The following is a 14,793-nucleotide window of genomic DNA, read 5'->3' on the forward strand; positions in this document are numbered from 1 at the left end:
CTTGCGACCACCGGGACGGCGCAGGAGGCTCACGGTGTGAGCGAGAACGCGACCCACCTGGAGCTCGACGACCTCGGCGTGGCCGCCGCCCTCCCGCGGCCCTCCGGCAAGGACCAGATCCAGGGCGTCCCCTACCGCCCCGTCCAGTTCCTCGACGACGACCTCCCCAGCGCCCTCGAGCGCTCGGCGGCGTGGTTGCGCGAGGTCGAGCAGTGGCTCGGCGAGCCGATCGACGTCATCGCCGTCCACCTCGACTACGACGACGCCAAGGGCTCGCCGTACTACGACCTGAAGATCCTCTGCAACGAGGAGGACCTGGCCGGCGTGCCGATCGCCCTGCGCGAGCGCGACGAGAGGACACCGTCCCGCCCGGCCTGATCACCCGACGCGGTGGTCGTGCGAAACTTTCGCGGACACGACGTATCCCCTACCTCCGGTAACTGTTACCTTCCGTCGCAGGCTGATGGAGGGAGTCCGCGATGGGTGTCGTGCGACCACTGCGCACGGGCGCGCAGCACGCCGACTACGGGTTCTTCGGGCCCGACTCGGTGACCTGGAAGGTGTGGTCGTACCCGACCTCGCTCGCGCTGGGCTTCCTGCGCGCCGTGGTCGTCGAGGAGCTCGACCCGTTCCTGCTGGCCTCGGTCGAGCAGTCCGGGCAGGTCGTGGCACGCCCGCGGCTGCGCTACGACCGCACGATGCAGTACTTCGCGACGGTCAAGTTCGGCGACACCGCGTCCGTGCTGGCGGCCGCGGACACGCTGATGAAGATCCACGCGCGGGCCATCGGCACCGACCCGGTGACCGGGCGGCAGTACGACGCCAACGACCCCGACTCCCAGCTCTGGATCCACCTCACGGCGTGGCACTCGATCCTCTACACCTACGAGGTGTTCGGGCCGGGCAAGCTCTCGGCCGCCGAGGAGGGGCAGTACTGGGAGGAGTGCGCGCGGGCCGCCGAGTTCCAGACGATCGACCCCGCCGACGTGCCCCGCAGCCGCGACGGCATCCGCGCGTACTTCGCGTCCTACCGCCCGCGCCTCATCGCGTCCGAGAACGCCCAGCGGATGATGGACTTCCTGCTCGACGCCGACGCCATCGTGCTGCCGCCCGAGCTCCCGGCCCCGCTGCGCCGGCTGTTCACCGCGGTCACCCGCCGCGCCGTCGTGGCCACGCTGCCCCGGTGGATGCGCCGCCTCGGCGGCACGCCGCAGCCCCGGGTCGTCGACGCCCTCGCGATCGCCGTGACACGGCCGGTGATCCGCCTCGTCGCGGCGAGCACGGCGCTGCAGATGGCCGTCCTGCGCGCCGCGTCGCCGCGCACGGTGCCGGTGATCGAGCCGGTGCTGCGCGGCACCCCGCCGCAGCGCCCCGTCGTGTCGACGCCGGCCGAGGCCTACGCCGCGCACGGCCCGACGCCCCGCGAGCAGTACACGGCGCTGCTCGAGGCCCGCGCGCGCCAGCAGGGTCCGGCGCCCTACCCGGCGGGCCACCGCGAGCCGCTGCTCGACTTCGCCTAGGGCTCAGCCGAGGTCGGCGATCTTGCGCCGCAGCAGGGCCCGCTCGCGCTCGTTGCCGCAGCGTTCGACGGCCAGCTCCAGGGCCCGGCGCGCCTCGTCCGGGCGTCCGAGCCGGGTGAGCAGCTCGCCGCGCACGCTCGGCAGCAGGTGCGACGACGCCAGCGTCGCCGAGCCCTCGAGCTCGTCGACGATCGCCAGCGCGGCGGCCGGGCCGCGCGCCATCGAGACCGCCACCGCCCGGTTGAGGTCGACCACGGGCGACGGCGCGAGCCGGCCCAGGGCCTCGTAGAGCAGGACGATGCGCTCCCAGTCGGTCTCGGGGACCGACGGGGCGACCGCGTGGCACTCGGCGATCGCGGCCTGCAGGCCGTAGGCGCCGAGACCCCGCCCGAGCCCCTCGGCGCGGGCGAGCGCGGCCCGTCCCCGGCGGATCGCGGTGAGGTCCCAGCGCCGGCGGTCCTGGTGCTCGAGCAGCACCGGCTCGCCGTCGGGCCCGGTGCGCGCCGGGAAGCGGGCCGCGGTCAGCTCGAGCAGGGCCACGAGACCCCAGACGTCGGGCTGGTCGTCGACGAGACGGGCCAGCACCCGGGCCAGGCGCTGGGCCTCGGCGGCGAGGTCGAGGCGGATGAGGTCGTCGCCCGAGCTCGCCGTCGACCCCTCGGTGAAGATCAGGTAGATGACGTTGAGCACCGACCCGAGGCGCTCGGCGCGCTCGTCGGCCGGCGGCACCGCGAACGGCACCCGGGCCGCGGCGAGGGTCTTCTTCGCGCGCGTGATCCGGGCCTGCACCGTCGCGGTCGGGACGAGGAACGCCCGCGCGATCTCGTCGCTCGTGAGCCCGCCGACCACCCGCAGCGTCAGCGCCACCCGCGCCTCCCGGGAGAGCACGGGGTGGCACGAGGTGAAGACCAGGGCGAGCACGTCGTCGTCGATCCGGTCGGGGTCCCAGAGCACGTCGTCCGGGTCCGCAGCACCGCCGGCGGGGTCCGCCCCGGTGGCCGCACCACCCTCGCCCAGCTGGTGGGCGAGGGTGGCGTAGCGCTCGTCGCGTGCCGAGCGCCGGCGGAAGGCGTCGATGGCGCGTCGCCGCCCGACCGTGAGCAGCCACCCCGCGGGCTCGCGCGGCACCCCGTCGCGCGGCCAGCTCACGAGGGCCTCCGCGAGCGCCTCCTGGGCGAGGTCCTCGGCGAGTGCGAAGTCGCCGGTGTAGCGGGCCAGGGCACCGACGATCCGCGCCGACTCGATCCGCCACACCGCGGCGACGGCGTCCCGCCCGCTCGCGTCAGCCATCGCACGGCCCGCTCACAGCTGCCCCGTCGCCTCGCGCCAGGCCCGCTCCTTCTGGATCCACGGGTTGTCCTGCGGGAACTCGTCGATCGTGGAGACCCGCCGGATCTCGGTCTTGAAGCCCGGGCCCGTGCCGGGGGCGCGCTTGGCCCACTCGACGGCCTCCTCGCGCGAGGCCACGTTGAGCAGGTAGAAGCCGCCGAAGAGCTCCTTGGTCTCGCCGTAGGGGCCGTCGGTGACCACCGGCGGCTCGGAGCCGTGGTCGACGACGACCGTCTCGGCCGGGTCCTCGAGGCCCTCCGCGGCGAGCAGGACGCCCGCCCGGAGCATCTCCTCCTGGAACCGGCCCATGAGCTCGATCATCTCGTCCATGCTCACGTCCGCCATCGACGCGTAGGCCTCGTCGGTCGCCCGCATGATCAGCATGTACTTCACGGTCGTCTCCCCTGGGTTCTCGGGTCCCGCGACGGACCCTGGCAGCCAGAGGTCGACCGGTGGGCCGCCGGATGGACACGACGTCCGGAGAACTCTGGGCGATGGGGTCTCACCTTCCGTCACCGCTTCGCCCCTTGCGTCGGGGATCGGTTCGGCCGCTAGGGTCACCGAGGTGACGAGGATTACGCAGGACCCACGGCGGGTAGCCGGGGACGGCGTGGTCCACGTCGCGTCCCGGCTCCCCCGCGGGACCGGCGATGGGTGAGGCGCCGGTGCGCGTGCCCCGGCCGCGGCGCCGTGCGGGCGCCGCGGTGACCGGCGAGGCCCTCGCCCGCTCGCGGGCGGCGGGCTTCCAGCAGCTCACCGAGCAGCTCTCCCGTGCCCTGACGCCCGCCGACATCGGCCGGCTGACCGCCACGACCGCGGCCGCGTTCATCGGCGCGGACGGGTGCGCCGCCTACGCCCGCCGTGACGGCGAGGACGTGCTGGAGGCCCTGCACATCAGCGGGTTCGTCGGCGACAGCGCCCGACGGTTCACCCGGGTGTCCCTGCACCGCGGCCGGCCGATGTCGGACGCGGTGCTCTCCGGGGAGCCGGTGTGGCTCGAGGACGCCGGGCAGTGGCACGCGCGGTACCCCGAGATGGCGCCGTTCGGGGTGGCCGAGGGCCACGAGGCCACGGCCTGCCTGCCGCTGCGTGTCGAGGACCGCGACCTCGGGGCCGTCGTCTTCAGCTTCTACCGGCCCCGGCCGTTCGACCACGACGAGCGCGAGTTCCTCGGCGCCGTCGCCGCGCTGTGCGCCCAGGCCCTCGACCGCGCGCGCCTCTACACCGCCGAGCTCGAGGCCCGCGCCGCCGCCGAGCGCGAGCGCGACCGCATGGCGTTCCTGGCGCAGGCGAGCCGGCTGATGGAGGCTCCGCTGTCGGTGGAGGAGCGGCTGCGCCAGCTCGCCGACCTCGCCGTGCCCGCGATCGCCGACTGGTCCGCCGTGCACCTCGTGCGCGGGTCGCACGTCGAGAAGGTCGCCGTGGCACACCCGGACCCCGCCAAGCTCGCGCTCGCCGAGGAGCTCGAACGCCGCTACCCGCGGACCGCCGACCAGCACGACGGCGCCGTCGACGTGGCCCGCTCCGGTGTGCCGGTCGTGCTGCCGGAGGTCCCCGACGAGCTGCTCACCGCCGCCGCGGTCGACGCCACCCACCTCGAGCTCATCCGGAGCATCGGGATGCGCTCGGTCATCGTCGTGCCGCTGCTGGTGCGCGGGCGCAGCCTGGGCGCGCTGACCCTGGTGCACGCCGAGTCCGGCGGGCGGTTCGGCGTCGAGGACCTGACGTTCGTCGGCCAGCTCGCCGCCACCGCCGCCGTCGCCCTCGACAACGCCGCGCTCTACGAGCAGCAGCGGCTCGTCGCGCGCACCCTGCAGAGCGCGCTGCTGCCGGAGGAGCTGCCGGCGGTCCCCGGGGTCTCGTGCGCCGGGCGCTACCGCCCGCCGAGCCCGGACCTCACCGAGGTCTACGTCGGCGGCGACCTCTACGACGTCCACGAGGACCCCGAGCGCGGGCGCTGGGCGCTCACCGTCGCCGACGTCTGCGGCAAGGGCCCGCAGGCGGCGGCGCTGACCGCGCTGGTCCGGCACACGATCGCCGCAGAGGTGCGCCACGGTCTGGGGCCGGCGGCGGTGCTGCGCCGGCTCAACGCCGCGATGCGACGCCAGCAGGGCGACACCCGCGCCCGCTTCGCCACCGTCGCCCACGGCGCGCTGACGGTGGACCCCGACGGCGTGACGATCACGCTCGTCAACGGCGGGCACCCGCCCGGGCTGGTGCTGCGCGGTGACCGGGTGGCCTGGGTCGAGGTGCCCGGCACGCTGGTCGGCGTCTACCCCGACATCGACCTCACCGAGACCGAGGTCCGCCTCGCGCCCGGTGACCTCCTGCTGCTCTACACCGACGGCGTCACCGAGGCCCGCGGCGAGGACGGCTTCTTCGGGCCCGAGCGGCTGGCCGACCTCGTCGCCTCGCTGGCCGGCGCGTCGGCCGACGAGGTCGTCGACGGCGTCCTCACGGCCATCACCGACTTCCAGGACGGTCGTCTGCGCGACGACGTGGCGCTGCTCGCGGTGAGGGCGGAGTGATGACCGGGTCCGAGGCGCTGTTGCGCGTGCACCGCACCTCGTACGCCGACCGCCTGGAGCTCGCGCTGCTCGGCGAGCTCGACAACGACACCCTGCCGATCGCGCAGGACCAGGTCGCGGCAGCCGAGGCCGACGCCCCGCCGTGCCTGGTGCTGGACCTGACGCAGCTCGAGTACGTCGACTCCTGCGGGGTGCGGCTCGTCCTGCTCGCCCAGCACGGCGCAGGGGAGGCGGGCCGGCGGCTCGCCGTGCGGCTCGGGCACGGGCGCACGCGCCGCATGTTCGACGTCCTCGGCATCACGAGCCGCCTCGAGGTCCTCGACGCCGGCGAGACACCGTGACCATGACGCCCAAGCGCTCCGCCCCGCCGACGGAGACGCCCGACCCCTTTCGCCACGTCGGCATCGCGTACCGCGACGAGGAGGACCTGGTCGCCGCGCTCGCCCCGCTGCTCGACGCCGCGCGGGTGCGCGGCGACGTCGTCTGGGTCTCCGACGACCGCGTCCGCTCGCTGGTCGAGGACTACCTCGGTCCCGACGACGACGTCGTCGTCGACGACCCCGCGCGGCCCTACAGCTGGAGCGGGCAGACGACGGCCTCCCGCCGCGCCGACGGGCTGCGTGCGCTGGCCGACGACGGGCGCGCGGCGCTCATCGTCGGCGACCGCACCAGCGTCGGGTCCCCCGACACCTGGAGCGTCGTCGACGCGAGCACCACCCTCGCCTGCGCCGGCCTGCCCGCGACGCTCGTCTGCCTCACTGACGCCACGCTCGGCGACGACGACGCCGAGCGCTACCTCGCCTGGAACCACGCCGAGGTGTTCACCGGCCCCACCGCCACGCCCAACACCCGACTCCGCACGCCGGAGGACGTCCTCGCCTCGGTGCCCGCGCCGCCCGCCCCCGCGCTCGGCCCCGCCGACCTGGAGACGACGTTTGCCGGCGTCGCGGCGCTGCGCGAGGTCCGCCGCACGGCCAAGGCGCAGGCCCGCGAGGCCGGCCTGGACGAGGAGCGTGTCGACGGGTGCGTCATGGCCGTCGGCGAGCTCGCCAGCAACAGCATCGAGCACGGACCCGGGTCCGGGACGGTCTCGTGGTGGACGCGGCCCGGCCGCGTGGTGGCGCAGATCGACGACACCGGGCACATGACCACCACGACGCCGGGACTACGCCGCCCGGGGGTGCGCTCGGTGCGCGGCCGGGGGGTCTGGCTCGCCCGGCAGCTGTCGGACGTCCTGCACCTGTGGACCGGGGTGGACGGGACCCACGTCCGGGTGGAAGTCGGGAATTAGTTCCGCGAACCTCCCACCCATCCCGGCCGTCGTGCGGTGTCCTCTGCCGGACGGTCGTCGAGTACCCGGCGATCGCACCACTGCCCCGGCCGGTGCCGGGCCCAGCCCCGCACCAGCAAGGAGACCGAAGTGATCATCCTCGGCGTCATCCTCATCATCCTGGGCTACGTGCTCGGGATCTCGATCCTCTACACGATCGGCGCGATCCTGCTCGTCGTCGGCCTCGTGCTCACCCTGCTGGGCGCCGCCGGCCGCGGCGTGGGGGGTCGCAAGACGTACTTCTGACGCATGACGCACCGACGCCGGCGTCCCTCTCGAGGGGCGCCGGCGTCGTCATGTCCGGGCCGGGAGCACCCCGAGCGGCGGCGTCCAGCCCGGCCGCGGCGCGGCGGCGCACCGGCGCGTCGGCTCCGGGCGGCGCGGCGCGGGAACCACGGGGTGCGCGGGGTGCGCGGGGTGCGCGGGGTGCGCCACGGGCGCGGGCGGCGGGTAGCCGTACGGCGTCCACGTCGGGGCCTCGCCCCGCCAGCCCGCCGCGATCGCGACGGCGTGGTGCCAGGCGGCGGAGGCCCACGGCTCGCCGAGCTCGCCGATGTCGGCCAGGCCCGCCGGGGCCAGAGGGGTCCGCTGCTGCATGTCCCTGTGACGGTCCGGGGGCACCGCGATGTTCCGGCTGATCAGGTGGCGTTCGGCCCCGTGGCTCATGGGCACGACGGTCACAGCTCGGCGGCGGCGCGTCGTCCGTACTTCTACGTGCCCGAGGTCAGTAACTCCGATCGGCTCCGGGCCGATGTGCTCCGCGGGCCGAACGGCACCCGATCGATCACCCGCTCGATCGGACGGGCCGCTCGACCTGCGCGCCGCCACGGCCTCTCACCCCCTCGGCCCGCCGCTCGCGGTCTGGGTGGTCGCCCTCGTGGGGCGACGACTCCTCGTCCGGCGAGGAAGGTCGGCCGAGCGGGCGACGCGCTCGTCGTCCTCAGGCCCGTAGCGCGTCGAGGGTCTGCTCGATCTCGAGACGGTGAAAGGCCCGCGGCGTCACCCGCGCGCCCGTCCGGTGGTCGCGGTGCCCGCGCGGCATCCCGCACCAGGCGCACCCGCCGGCGGGGTCGAGCACCGCGCGGGACTCGAGCTCCCGGCGCCGCGCATCGAGCACTCCGACGTCCCGCCGGTCCCGCTCCTGAGCCGCGCGGTCCCACGCCCACCACAGGCCAAAGGGCACGGCGAGGATCGCCGCGGTGATCAGCAGCCACTTCAGGATCAGCAGGAGCACGCCGATCGCGACGATCGCGCCGACGACCACCGCCGCCGGGCTGGCGCTCGAGCGCCGCGCCACGTCAGCACCACCACTTGCGTGCGCAGTACCCGCCGGTGAGCGCGCCGTCGGGGAGGCCGCGGTCACCGTCGTCCTCGATCTCCACCTCGACGTCGCCGCTGCTGCTCGTCGTCGTCGACGTGCCGGAGCAGCGGCGCTCGCCCTGGTCGGAGGCGCGGAGCCCGGCGAGGTACTCCGGGGTGGCGTCGTTGCGGCCCTCGTACACCCCGACGGTCGGGGAGACGACCAGCAGCTCGCCCAGATCCGAGCCGCCCGGCGAGGTCTCGACGCGCCGCAGCAGGCGCCCGTTGCCGTCGCGGTCGCGGGCGCCGTCGGCGATCAGCCGCACCTGCCCGCTGCTGACGAAGCCCTCGAGGAGGTCCTTGGCCTCGCGCCCGCCGCGGGTGCTCATCTCGCAGGCGTCGATCCCGAGCAGCCGGACCCGCTCGCCGCCCGCGACCTCGATGGTGTCGCCGTCGATGACGTCGGTGACCGTGGTGGTGTCGCCCGCCGGCGTGCTCGTCGTGGTCGGCGCGGCGGCGTACGTCCGCGGCGGGGTGGTGGTCGGGGTGGTGGTCGGGGTGGTGGTCGGGGTGGTGGTCGTGGTCGCCGTGACCGAGCTCGACGACGCCCGGGTGGGCGTCGTCGACGTCCCGGAGGAGAGGTCCACGGCCGCGACCAGGACGAACACCCCCGCGGCGATCCCCAGCCAGACCTTGTGCGCCTGCCGCACCGTGCTCCCCCCGAGATCCGCGTCGATCGTGTGCTGACGGATCGCCGCCCACCGCCGGCGCGTTACGACCGTTCAGTCGTCCTCCTCGTCGTCGCACCCCTGCTCGAGGCGGCGCGCGCCCTCGTCCACCAGGTCGCGGTGGAGCTCCCGGAGCAGGCGGGCCTGCTCGGCCTCGGCGTCGTTGCCCTCGGCGACCTCGCTGGTCCAGTGGTGGGCGAGCACCGGGTCGGCGTTCGCCACGGCGATCTGCGCGAGCCGCAGCCCGATGTGCCGGTCCCACCTGCCCGGGGCACACCCGGCCGCATCGAAGAACGACTGCGCCCGGTCGAGCTCCCCGCGGTAGAACGCGATCTCGCCGCGGATGGCGTGCTCCCAGGCGCGCTGGTCGACGGCGCCGGGCCGGTGCGGCGCCGCGCGGAAGCCGACGAGCTCGCGCTCCGCGCCGTCGGGGTCGTCGGCGCGCAGCCTCTCCTCGGCGAGGCGCAGCAGGGCCTCCCCGGTCCGCGAGCGGCGGAAGGCCGCCACCGCCCCCTCGTGGTCACCGTCCTGCTCGAGGAGCCGCCCGAGCAGCACCGACGCCTCGGCGATGCCCGCGAGGCCCGCCTGCTCGAGCAGCGGCAGCGCGTCGCCCCGACGCCCACCGCGCACATCGGCCCGCGCCGCGCGCCAGGCGCCGATGGCGGCGAGGTCCGGGTCCGGGCCGGCGGCGGCCTGCGCCCACCAGCGTCGGGCGGGTCGACCGTCGCGGTCCCAGGTGTCGATGTCGCCGAGCGCGATGAGCGCGCGCTGGTCGGGCACGGCGGCCTCGAACACGAGGCGCAGCGCGTCCCGGATCTCGGGGTCGGTGGGCCACGCGGCGAGCAGCAGCGCGGCGATCCGCACCCGTGTCGCCGTGAAGCCCACCGGGTCGCCGGCGTGCGGGGCCTCGCGCCCCAGCAGGCGAGCCACGCTCAGCGCGTCGCGGCGCGCGAGCTGCTGTTCGAGGTCGTCCGTGGGCACGCGCCCATCGTCGGCCGACGACGGCCCCGTGGCGACGCCTTTACCGACCCGGCCCTTGTCCGCCTCGTCCGGATTGCCCGACCATCTCCCCCGACGACGCCGACGTCGCTGCGCCCGGGAGGCCCGATGGACACCGCGCTGACCACCGTGGCCCTGCCCCTCGCGCTCGCCGTCGTGATGTTCGGGCTGGGCCTGTCCCTGACCGTCGGCGACTTCGCCCGCATCGGCCGCGAGCCCCGCGCCGTCGCGGTCGCCCTCGTCACCCAGATCGTCCTGCTGCCCGCGGTGTGCGTCGTGCTGGTGCTCGCCCTCGGGCTCGCCCCGGTGCTGGCGGTCGGCATGCTGCTGCTCGCCGCGTCGCCCGGCGGCACGACGGCGAACCTCTTCAGCCACCTCTTCCGTGGCGACGTCGCCCTCAACGTCACGCTGACCGCGGTGAACTCGGTGCTCGCGGTCGTGACGCTGCCGGTGATCGTCGACCTCGCCGTCGCCTTCTTCCGGCCCCCGCTCGTGGGCGGCTCGGTCGGGCTGCAGTTCGGCAAGCTCGTGCAGGTCTTCGCGATCGTCCTGGTGCCGGTGGTCCTCGGCATGATCGTGCGGCGGCTCGCGCCCGCGGCGGCGGACCGCGCCGACCGCCCGGTGCGCATCCTCTCGGCGGTCGTCCTCGTCCTCGTCATCGCCGGGGCGCTCCTCGCGGAGCGGGAGAACCTGGGCACCTACCTCGCCGACGTCGGCGTCGCCACCGTGCTGTTCTGCCTGTGCAGCCTGACCGCAGGGTTCGCGGTGCCGCGGCTGTTCGGGGTCGGGTACCGGCAGGCGGTGGCCTCGGCGTTCGAGGTCGGCATCCACAACAGCACGCTGGCCATCGCGGTGGCGCTCACGGTGCTCGGCGACGAGCGGCTCGCGGTGCCGGCGGCGGTCTACGGCGTGGTCATGTTCCCGCTCGCCGCGGGAGCGGGGTGGGTGCTCGCCCGCCGGGCGCCGCGCCGGGAGCCGGCGGTCACGGCCTGACGATCGTCAGCCCCAGCCCGACGGCCCGCGCGGCGGCCTCCGCACGGTTGCGGGTGCCGGTCTTGCGCAGGATGTGCTCGACGTGGGAGCCGACGGTGCGCGCGCTGATCCCGCACCGGCGGCCGATCTCGGCGTTGCTCAGCCCGTCCGCGACCGCGGCGAGGACGTGCAGCTCGCGGATCGTCAGGCCCGCCGGCGGCGGGACGTACCGGTGCAGGACGACCGTCCCGGCGCCGCTGCGCGTCGTGTCGACGGCGAGGACGTCGGCGCCCTCCACGAGGTGCCGCGTCACGGCCGGGACGTCGGCCGCACACGGGAGGACCGCGTCCACCAGGTCCGGACGCGCCCCGGGCGAGAGCAGGCGCACCGTGCCGTCGGCGGCGACGAGGAAGCCCTCGGTCTCGCCGTCGGCCAGGCGCGCGGTCGGCGAGACCGGGGCGACCACGGGGTCGATCGACGCGGCGAGGTCCGCCGAGAGCAGGTCGACGAGGTGCACGACGTCGTCGTCGTCGAGCCGGTCGTCGAGCGCGTTCGCGTTGATCATGCCGACGTAGCGGCCGTCGGCAGCGAACAGGCACTGGGTCATCCCCGCCCGGAACCCCGACGGCGTGATGAGCCGGTCGAAGACCGCCCCGCGGCGCTCCGCGACGGCGACGTCGCGGATCCGCACCGGTTCCCGGCGACGGCGCGGCAGCAGGAACAACGGGTCGCGGTGCCACTCATGGTCGAAGAACGACGTCAGGGCCGTCGGGTACGTCGACGCGAGCGTCCGGTGCCGACGCGCCGCCGGGTCCCAGGACGAGAGGGCGAGGCAGTCGGACGGCACGATCGTCTGCAGGGCCTGCACGACCGCGGTCGCGGAGCCGGGCGTCCGGCTCCCGTGGCGGCGCAGGAAGGCGCGCAGGTCGCGCGCCGCCCGCAGCCCACTCATGCACCGCGACGCTAGCCCGCCCTCGACCCGGACGGGAGTGGGTCGATCGGCCGCATCTGTCGAACGACCGATGTCCTCACGCCGCGGCGTTCCTACCGTCGCCCCGACGAGCGCAGGGACCCTCCCTGCGGCCACGGGAGTGCGGGAGGCGTCGTGTCCGACGAGATCAGCTGGCTGCCGGCGACGGAACTGGCCGCGAAGGTCCGCGCCGGTGAGCTGTCGCCGACCGAGATCGCGACCGCGGTGCTCGACCGCGTCCAGGAGACCAACCCGCAGCTCAACGCGATCATCAGCTTCGACCGCGAGCAGGTCGAGCGCGACGCCGCGGAGCTGACGGCCGCCGTCTCGCGCGGCGACGACCTCGGCCCGCTGCACGGCGTCCCGTACACGATCAAGGATCTGACGAACGTCGCCGGCCTGCCGACGACCTTCGGCATGGTCCCGCTGAAGGACAACGTCGCCGCCGACGACGCCGTGTTCGTCAAGCGGATGCGCGCGGCCGGCGGTCTGTTCCTCGGCAAGACCAACACCCCGGAGAGCGGCTACTACGGCGGCACCGACAACCACCTCTTCGGCCCGACCCACAACCCCTGGAAGCACGGCCACTCCGCCGGCGGCTCGAGCGGCGGCGCCGCGGCGGCGGTCGCGGCGGGGCTCGGGCCGCTCGCCGAGGGCAGCGACGGCGCGGGCTCGGTGCGCATCCCCGCCTCGTTGTGCGGGGTCGTCGGGCTCAAGCCGACCACCGGCATCATCCCGCAGACGATCCTCGCCGGCCGCTACTACACCTGGGCCTACCACGGCCCGATCACCCGGACCGTCGCCGACAACGCGCTCATGCTCGACGTCGTCGCGGGCGCGGACCACGCCGATCCGCTGTCGATCCCCCGCGTCGAGTCGTCCTACGTCACCGCCGCGCAGGGCGACGTCCGCGGCCTGCGCGTCGCGTTCTCCCCCGACCTCGGGCTGGGCTGCCACGTCGACCCCGAGGTGCTGGCCGTGTGCCGCGAGGCGCTGCCCGCCCTCGAGGGACTCGGCGCCACCGTCGCCGAGGCGTCGCCTGGTTGGGGTTCGGCCGCCGAGGCCTCGACGGCGATGTGGAACGGCATCTGGGTGCCCGGCTTCGCCTCGGAGCACGACCTGCTCGACTGGGAGTCGCTGCGCGGTCAGGTCGACGACAACCTCATCACGCTCATGCGGGAGGGCGAGGAGCTGCGCGGTGTCGACGTCGGCCGCGCCGACGTCTTCCGTGGCGCGATGTGGGACACCTGGACGGCCTTCATGGAGGACTTCGACGTCCTCGTCTCGCCCACGCTGTGCAGCGCGACGTTCCCGCTGGACCGCTTCGCCCCCGAGTGGCTCGACGGCGCCTCGCTGCGCGAGCAGCTCCTGGACTGGCTGCTGACCTATCCCTACAACATGCTCAACAACCCGGCGATCACCGTGCCCGCCGGCGTCACGGCCGACGGGCGACCGGTCGGACTGCAGATCGCCGCCCGGCACCACCAGGACGCCCTGCTCCTGCGCGTCGCCGCGAACCTGGAGCAGGCCCGGCCCTGGGCCGACCGGCGTCCGTCGCTCTAGGTCTCGAGACGCGCCCGCCGTCCCTCGAGGAAGGCGCGCTCGGTGTCGTTGGTGGCCAGCGCGATGGCCTCGTCGTAGGCCGCGGCGGCCTCCGTTGTGCGGTCGAGGCGCGCGAGCAGGTCCGCGCGAGTGGCGGGCAGCAGGTGGTAGTGCGGGAGGTCCAGCTCGTCGACGACGGCCAGCGCCAGCGCCGGCCCGTGCACCTCGGCCACCGCGACCGCCCGGTTGAGCGCGACGACCGGGGTCGGCTGGTGCTCGATCAGCTGGTCGTACAGGGCGAGCACCTGCGTCCAGTCCGTCGCCGGGCCGTCGGTGTGCACGGCGTTGATCGCGGCCTGCAGCTGGTAGGGCCCCGGCTGGTCGCGGCGCAGGCAGCGCCGCACGAGCTCGTGGCCCTCGGCGATCAGCTCCTGGTCCCACAGCGACCGGTCCTGCTCGGCGAGGACCACGAGTTCCCCCGACGGCCCCACCCGCGCGGGGCGCCGGGCCTCGACGAGCAGCAGCAGGGCGAGCAGCCCGGTGACCTCGGGCTCGTCGGGCATCAGCTCGGCCAGCGCCCGGGCCAGGCGGATCGCCTCGCGGCTGAGGTCGGTCCGCACCAGCTCGCCCGACGTCGCCGTGTAGCCCTCGTTGAAGACCAGGTAGAGCACCGCGAGCACCGAGGCGAGGCGGGCGGGGAGCTCCGGGGCCTCGGGCACGCGGTACGGGATGCCGGCGTCACGGATCTTCTTCTTGGCCCGCACGATCCGCTGGGAGATCGTGGCCTCGGGCACCAGGTAGGCCCGCGCGATCTCGGGCACCTCGAGCCCGCCGAGCAACCGCAGGGTCAGCGCGGTCTGCGCGAGCGGCGAGAGGGCCGGGTGGCAGCAGGTGAAGATCAGGCGGAGCTGGTCGTCGCGCACCGGTCCCACCTCCTCGTCGTCGGGCTGGTGCAGCAGCAGCGACTGGGCGTGACGGGCCTCCCGCGTCGACTCGCGACGGAGGCGGTCGATCGCCCGGTTCCGGGCCGTGGTCACGATCCACGCGCCGGGGTTCCTCGGCGGCTCGTCGCCCCACGTGTCGACGGCCGTGGCGAACGCGTCCTGGACGGCCTCCTCGGCGAGCCCGAGGTCACCGAGCAGGCGCGTCAGCGTCGCCACGCAGCGGCCGTACTCGGCCCGGTAGACATCCGTGAGGTCCATGACCGCCCTCAGGCGATGCCCTCGAACGGGCGCACCTCGATCGGGACCCGGCAGGCCTCGGCGCACTTCTCGGCCCAGGCCAGCGCCTGGTCGAGATCGTCGACCTCGATGACGTAGAACCCGCCGAGCTGCTCCTTGGTCTCGGCGAACGGTCCGTCGGTGACGGTGGTGCTGCCCTGGTCCACGCGGACCACCGTGGCGCTGTCGGAGGGCCGCAGACCGCCGCCGAACACCCACACCCCGGCGGCCTTCATCTCGTCGTTCACCGCGCCGACCCGGGCGAAGGTCTCCTCCATCTCCGCGTCGGGGTACGGGAGCTCGCTCTCGTCGATCCGGACACCCATCAGGTAGTGCACGTCTCGCTCCTCGGTCTC

17 protein-coding genes are annotated in these 14,793 nt (G+C 74.9%); 8 read left to right on the forward strand and 9 right to left on the reverse strand.

Annotated features, from left to right (window positions below):
- The first annotated feature begins 36 nt into the window (after window positions 1-36).
- Entirely contained in the window at window positions 37-378 is a 342-nt protein-coding gene (locus tag PGB27_RS28335; protein WP_274203802.1) for a hypothetical protein, read from the forward strand.
- A gap of 101 nt (window positions 379-479) precedes the next feature.
- Window positions 480-1,520 carry an oxygenase MpaB family protein gene (locus PGB27_RS28340; RefSeq protein ID WP_274203803.1) on the forward strand — a complete coding sequence of 347 codons (1,041 nt, stop codon included), beginning with the start codon at window positions 480-482 and terminating at the stop codon, window positions 1,518-1,520.
- A 3-nt stretch (window positions 1,521-1,523) separates the two neighbouring features.
- Here the strand turns inward: PGB27_RS28340 and PGB27_RS28345 are convergent, their stop codons facing one another.
- Together PGB27_RS28345 and PGB27_RS28350 are read right to left on the reverse strand one after the other, a co-directional pair.
- The gene (locus PGB27_RS28345) at window positions 1,524-2,810 is read right to left on the reverse strand and encodes an RNA polymerase sigma factor (protein WP_274203804.1); all 1,287 of its coding nucleotides are present in this window, start codon (window positions 2,808-2,810) and stop codon (window positions 1,524-1,526) included.
- 12 nt (window positions 2,811-2,822) lie between these two features.
- Window positions 2,823-3,242: a YciI family protein gene (locus PGB27_RS28350; protein WP_274203805.1), complete on the reverse strand. Its 420-nt coding sequence runs from the start codon at window positions 3,240-3,242 to the stop codon at window positions 2,823-2,825.
- A gap of 257 nt (window positions 3,243-3,499) precedes the next feature.
- Here PGB27_RS28350 and PGB27_RS28355 point away from each other — a divergent pair, with 257 nt between their 5' ends.
- From PGB27_RS28355 to PGB27_RS28370, 4 genes are all read left to right on the forward strand, one after another.
- Complete coding sequence (locus tag PGB27_RS28355; RefSeq protein WP_274203806.1) at window positions 3,500-5,377, forward strand: SpoIIE family protein phosphatase; 1,878 nt, start codon at window positions 3,500-3,502, stop codon at window positions 5,375-5,377.
- The gene (locus PGB27_RS28360) at window positions 5,377-5,718 is read left to right on the forward strand and encodes an STAS domain-containing protein (RefSeq protein WP_274203807.1); all 342 of its coding nucleotides are present in this window, start codon (window positions 5,377-5,379) and stop codon (window positions 5,716-5,718) included. Before PGB27_RS28355 ends, PGB27_RS28360 begins: the two co-directional genes overlap by 1 nt.
- A gap of 2 nt (window positions 5,719-5,720) precedes the next feature.
- Window positions 5,721-6,668 (forward strand): ATP-binding protein, encoded by a 948-nt coding sequence (locus PGB27_RS28365; protein WP_274203841.1) that lies wholly within the window; start codon window positions 5,721-5,723, stop codon window positions 6,666-6,668.
- 129 nt (window positions 6,669-6,797) lie between these two features.
- Complete coding sequence (locus PGB27_RS28370; protein ID WP_274203808.1) at window positions 6,798-6,953, forward strand: DUF6131 family protein; 156 nt, start codon at window positions 6,798-6,800, stop codon at window positions 6,951-6,953.
- A 48-nt stretch (window positions 6,954-7,001) separates the two neighbouring features.
- On the opposite strand, the gene PGB27_RS28375 is transcribed toward PGB27_RS28370, so the two are convergent.
- The 4 genes from PGB27_RS28375 to PGB27_RS29535 form a co-directional block, all read right to left on the reverse strand.
- Window positions 7,002-7,373: a hypothetical protein gene (locus tag PGB27_RS28375; RefSeq protein ID WP_274203809.1), complete on the reverse strand. Its 372-nt coding sequence runs from the start codon at window positions 7,371-7,373 to the stop codon at window positions 7,002-7,004.
- A 274-nt stretch (window positions 7,374-7,647) separates the two neighbouring features.
- On the reverse strand, window positions 7,648-8,004 hold the full coding sequence (locus PGB27_RS28380) for a hypothetical protein (RefSeq protein ID WP_274203810.1): 357 nt from the start codon (window positions 8,002-8,004) through the stop codon (window positions 7,648-7,650).
- Window position 8,005: 1 nt separating this feature from the next.
- Window positions 8,006-8,716: a thermonuclease family protein gene (locus PGB27_RS28385; RefSeq protein WP_274203811.1), complete on the reverse strand. Its 711-nt coding sequence runs from the start codon at window positions 8,714-8,716 to the stop codon at window positions 8,006-8,008.
- Between the two features lie 72 nt (window positions 8,717-8,788).
- On the reverse strand, window positions 8,789-9,715 hold the full coding sequence (locus PGB27_RS29535) for a hypothetical protein (RefSeq protein ID WP_408630135.1): 927 nt from the start codon (window positions 9,713-9,715) through the stop codon (window positions 8,789-8,791).
- 126 nt (window positions 9,716-9,841) lie between these two features.
- On the opposite strand from PGB27_RS29535, the gene PGB27_RS28395 reads away from it, so the two are divergent.
- Window positions 9,842-10,726, forward strand: coding sequence for a bile acid:sodium symporter family protein (locus PGB27_RS28395; protein WP_274203812.1), 885 nt, complete (start codon window positions 9,842-9,844; stop codon window positions 10,724-10,726).
- Here PGB27_RS28395 and PGB27_RS28400 read toward each other — a convergent pair.
- Window positions 10,716-11,657: a response regulator transcription factor gene (locus tag PGB27_RS28400; RefSeq protein WP_274203813.1), complete on the reverse strand. Its 942-nt coding sequence runs from the start codon at window positions 11,655-11,657 to the stop codon at window positions 10,716-10,718. The two genes, PGB27_RS28395 and PGB27_RS28400, sit on opposite strands and share 11 nt — an antisense overlap.
- 153 nt (window positions 11,658-11,810) lie before the next feature.
- Here PGB27_RS28400 and PGB27_RS28405 point away from each other — a divergent pair, with 153 nt between their 5' ends.
- Window positions 11,811-13,238, forward strand: a complete 1,428-nt coding sequence (locus PGB27_RS28405) for an amidase (protein WP_274203814.1) — start codon at window positions 11,811-11,813, stop codon at window positions 13,236-13,238.
- Here PGB27_RS28405 and PGB27_RS28410 read toward each other — a convergent pair.
- Together PGB27_RS28410 and PGB27_RS28415 are read right to left on the reverse strand one after the other, a co-directional pair.
- Entirely contained in the window at window positions 13,235-14,419 is a 1,185-nt protein-coding gene (locus PGB27_RS28410) for an RNA polymerase sigma factor (protein ID WP_274203815.1), read from the reverse strand. The genes PGB27_RS28405 and PGB27_RS28410 overlap by 4 nt on opposite strands.
- A gap of 8 nt (window positions 14,420-14,427) precedes the next feature.
- On the reverse strand, window positions 14,428-14,775 hold the full coding sequence (locus tag PGB27_RS28415; protein WP_274203816.1) for a YciI family protein: 348 nt from the start codon (window positions 14,773-14,775) through the stop codon (window positions 14,428-14,430).
- Between the last annotated feature and the right edge of the window lie 18 nt (window positions 14,776-14,793).

Origin of the sequence: Actinomycetospora lemnae (assembly GCF_028737315.1) — a bacterium.
Taxonomy (GTDB): domain Bacteria; phylum Actinomycetota; class Actinomycetes; order Mycobacteriales; family Pseudonocardiaceae; genus Actinomycetospora; species Actinomycetospora lemnae.

Excerpts from the sequence above, each read along its gene's own strand:
- PGB27_RS28355 (WP_274203806.1), top strand. The coding sequence starts at position 3,500 with ATGGGTGAGGCGCCGGTGCGCGTGCCCCGGCCGCGGCGCCGTGCGGGC.
- PGB27_RS28375 (WP_274203809.1), bottom strand. The coding sequence starts at position 7,373 with ATGAGCCACGGGGCCGAACGCCACCTGATCAGCCGGAACATCGCGGTG.
- PGB27_RS28395 (WP_274203812.1), top strand. The coding sequence starts at position 9,842 with ATGGACACCGCGCTGACCACCGTGGCCCTGCCCCTCGCGCTCGCCGTC.
- PGB27_RS28365 (WP_274203841.1), top strand. The coding sequence starts at position 5,721 with ATGACGCCCAAGCGCTCCGCCCCGCCGACGGAGACGCCCGACCCCTTT.
- PGB27_RS28340 (WP_274203803.1), top strand. The coding sequence starts at position 480 with ATGGGTGTCGTGCGACCACTGCGCACGGGCGCGCAGCACGCCGACTAC.
- PGB27_RS28345 (WP_274203804.1), bottom strand. The coding sequence starts at position 2,810 with ATGGCTGACGCGAGCGGGCGGGACGCCGTCGCCGCGGTGTGGCGGATC.
- PGB27_RS28400 (WP_274203813.1), bottom strand. The coding sequence starts at position 11,657 with ATGAGTGGGCTGCGGGCGGCGCGCGACCTGCGCGCCTTCCTGCGCCGC.
- PGB27_RS28410 (WP_274203815.1), bottom strand. The coding sequence starts at position 14,419 with ATGGACCTCACGGATGTCTACCGGGCCGAGTACGGCCGCTGCGTGGCG.
- PGB27_RS28360 (WP_274203807.1), top strand. The coding sequence starts at position 5,377 with ATGACCGGGTCCGAGGCGCTGTTGCGCGTGCACCGCACCTCGTACGCC.